The 3,087-nt window shown below is 72.7% G+C and carries 4 protein-coding genes; all 4 read right to left on the minus strand.

The annotated features are described in order from the left end of the window. On the minus strand, nt 1-932 hold a 932-nt coding region (locus tag G7A99_RS02540; protein ID WP_163138782.1), incomplete at its 3' end, for an SLAC1 anion channel family protein. Nucleotides 933-1,038: 106 nt separating this feature from the next. Then, nucleotides 1,039-1,977, minus strand: coding sequence for a sulfurtransferase (locus G7A99_RS02545; RefSeq protein ID WP_163138783.1), 939 nt, complete (start codon nt 1,975-1,977; stop codon nt 1,039-1,041). 30 nt (nt 1,978-2,007) lie between these two features. Continuing rightward, a complete protein-coding gene (locus tag G7A99_RS02550; RefSeq protein ID WP_018718985.1) occupies nt 2,008-2,442 on the minus strand; it encodes a hypothetical protein in 435 nt (144 codons plus the stop codon). A gap of 97 nt (nt 2,443-2,539) precedes the next feature. After that, nucleotides 2,540-3,087 (minus strand): STAS domain-containing protein (locus tag G7A99_RS25125; protein ID WP_240466071.1); only part of this gene is annotated, 548 nt, incomplete at its 5' end.

The raw sequence follows: 3,087 nt of genomic DNA on the forward strand, positions 1-3,087 counted from the left end.
CCCGTGCGGACGATGAGCCCGGCGACGACCGCGGTCACGAGCGCGAGCAGGGCACAGGCGAGCACGAGCACCCAGCTCCGGCTGTCGCTGGCATGGAGGCCGAACGCGGCGACCGTCATCGCCGCCAGCGGGAACGAATACGCCCACCACGAGATCGCGAAGCGCAGCCGCGTGAAGCGCCGCCACTGGGTGAGCAGGAGCAGCAGCAGGAACAGCCCGGTGTGGAAGAGCACGCGGGCAAAGGCATCCACGCCACCGGTGAGCTGCACGTAGGCCACGAAGCCCACCGCCGGCGGGGCGACGAGGATGAACAGCGTCGGCATCAGCGTCGCCGGCAGCGGCTGGTGGAAGATCATGCGGTAGACCACGATGGTCAGCAGCACCAGCCAGAACATCACGCCCACGCTGAAGAAGAACCACGACAGCTCCGCCAGTCCCAGGGGTACGCCGGCGATCGGCACCAGGATGTTGCCCACCGCGGGGATGAACCATGCCGGACTCACGTGGACGATCTCGAAGCGCTCCTGGTGGAGCCAGGCGCCGACGATGTAGAGGGTGAACGCGAGCTGCGCGGCCGCGCCCGCACCCCACAGCCACGGCGCCACGGCCGGGGCGTGGACCAGCGCCAGCGTGCCCAGCAGCACCAGGCTGATGGAGATCGTCGGGAAGAAGCTCAGCTTCACCGGGTGGTGCAGCTCGGCGAGGACATCGGCGCGCCGGCGCAGCAGTTTCGCCGCGTAGACGCCGAGCAGCACGATGAACACCGCCGCGACCGAGGTCGCGAGCACCGGCGCCACCGCCGCGGGTACACCGGTGACCCGGGCGGCGCGTTCCCAGGCGATGGCCAGGCCGGCGAGCCCCATGACGATGGCGAACATGCTCACCGGGAAATGACCGAGCCGATCCCCCGGTCCGGGGGCGAGTGCTTTCATGGCCTTACTCCCGCGGGCGCTGCCGCCGGGGCGCCGGCCGTGCGCGTGACCGTCGGGGGCGACCCCCGTACGGCCGCGGGGCACGCTCCGGCGCCGTGTCATGGTCTCAGGGCCGGAGCATGGCCCGCCGGTCCGCCGAACGGGTCCAGGCGTGGAGCGAGCCGTCGTAGAGCGCGGTGTCGTCCCGGCCGCCGATCTCACTGATCGCGAACCAGGCCATGGACGAGACGTGGCCGGAGTTGCAGTAGGCGATCACCGGCTGATCCTCGCCCACGTCCATCGCCGCGAGGATCCGGCGCACCGCCTCGCCGTCGCGCCAGTAGTGGATGCCGTCGCGGCTGACGGAAAACAGGTCGAACGGTACCGGACGGGCACCGGGCAGATGGCCGAGGCCGTCGACGTAGTCCTTGCCGGCGAGGCCGGTGTACTGCGTCAGCGGACGATTGTCCACCAGGGTGGCGCCGCCGTTCTCCAGGACGTCGGCCACGTCCGCGGTGGAGACCCGGATGCCGGGACGGGCCAGACGGGCCGCGAAGTCGCCGTCTCCCGGCAGGCCGGCCGGGGAGTCGGCGGTCCCGCCGCCGGCGGCGGCCCAGGCCGCGGCACCGCCGTCCAGCACCGCGACGTCGTCGTGACCGTAGTAGCGCAGGGCCCAGTACAGCCGTGCGGCGACGGTCATGTCCCCGGCGACCCGGGTGCCGGCGGGGGCGATCACGACGGTCCCGCCGGCGTCGACGCCGGCGTCGCGCATCAGTGCGGTGAAGGCGCCGGCGTCGGGGACGAGGTAGTCCACCGGGCCGTCGTCGGTCTCGCGCTCCACGGCGATGTCGCCGTAGGGCACGAACACGGCGCCGGCGATGTGGCCGACCCCGTCGAAGAGCGCCGGGTCCTTGGCGGTCTCGATCACGGTCACCTCTTCGCGGTGCGCCCCCAGCCAGTCGGCGGAGACCAGCGGAGCGGTGGCCGCGAGCAGGGCCGTCGGCAGCAGCATCAGCGCAGCCGCGGCGGCGTTGCGCAGCGTGCGCAGCAGTCGGACGTCGTTCATGGTGTCACCTCCAGGGGCGCGTTCGCCGGTTCAGAACGTGAACAGCCGGGTGGCCGGGTCGGCCATCACTGCACCGATATCCGACGGCGTGGCAGCGCCGACGCCGGGGCGCAGGTCCCGGTCGGAGAGGCCCTCCGTGGGCAGGTAGATGGCGCAGACGTCCACCCGCACACCGGCGTCGACGAGCCCGCCGAGCATCTGCCGGGGCGCCATGTCCGGTGGCTGGACGGTTTCGCCGCCCTCGTCGGAGGCGGACACCGCCATGCCGCCGGCGGCGTCGCACAGCAGGATCCGGGCGTCGCCGCCGTCGCGGACCCACTGGCGGGTGAGGATCAGCGCCATGGCCTGCGTCTGGGGGCTGTCCGCGGTGATGACGGTGAGCAGCCGCCGTTCCGCCGCGTCGGCGACGCCGGCGGTGACGAGCAGGGCGATGAAGACGAGCAGGGGCTTGAGGGGTGCGCGCATGGGGACCTCCCGTTTACCGGTTGCCGTGCCCCGGGGCGATTCCCCGGGGCCTGGCGGAGAGTCTCCGGCGCGCGGCGTGCCGCGGTCAGTGACTATGTCACAGTACCGCGGCGCTCCCGCCGGGAGCGCTCATGTCGCGGCCCTGGCGGACGGCCTCGTCGAGGGTGGGTGTGAAGACCAGGCGGTCCGGCACCGGCCGGATCCGGGCGCGGGCCAGGGTGCGCAGCGGCTGGAACTGCAGGTCGGCGACGATCACACGGGTACCGGCCTCCGACATGCGCTCGACGAAACGCTCGAGCGCGCTGACCCCGCCGGCGTCGAGCACCGGCACGCCGTCCATGTAGACGATCACCCCGTCCCGCCCCGCCGCCTCCGCCTCCAGCTCGGCGAACACCCGTTCCGCGGCGGCGAAGAACAGCGCGCCGGTGACCTTGAACACCGCCCAGCCGGCCGGGACGGCATGTGAGCGTAAGCGCGACGACGACGTGATGTCGGTGACGCGGGTCATGGTCGCGACGTCGCGCATGAACAGCAGCGCGGCGAGGACCACGCCGACACCGATGGCGATGACCATGTCGAAGACCACCGTCAGCCCGAGGCAGGTGGCGAGCACCGCGATGTCCCCGCCGGGGGCGCGGCGGACGA

Source organism: Arhodomonas sp. KWT (genome assembly GCF_010993615.1).

Excerpts from the sequence above, each read along its gene's own strand:
- G7A99_RS02545 (WP_163138783.1), bottom strand. The coding sequence starts at position 1,977 with ATGAACGACGTCCGACTGCTGCGCACGCTGCGCAACGCCGCCGCGGCT.
- G7A99_RS02550 (WP_018718985.1), bottom strand. The coding sequence starts at position 2,442 with ATGCGCGCACCCCTCAAGCCCCTGCTCGTCTTCATCGCCCTGCTCGTC.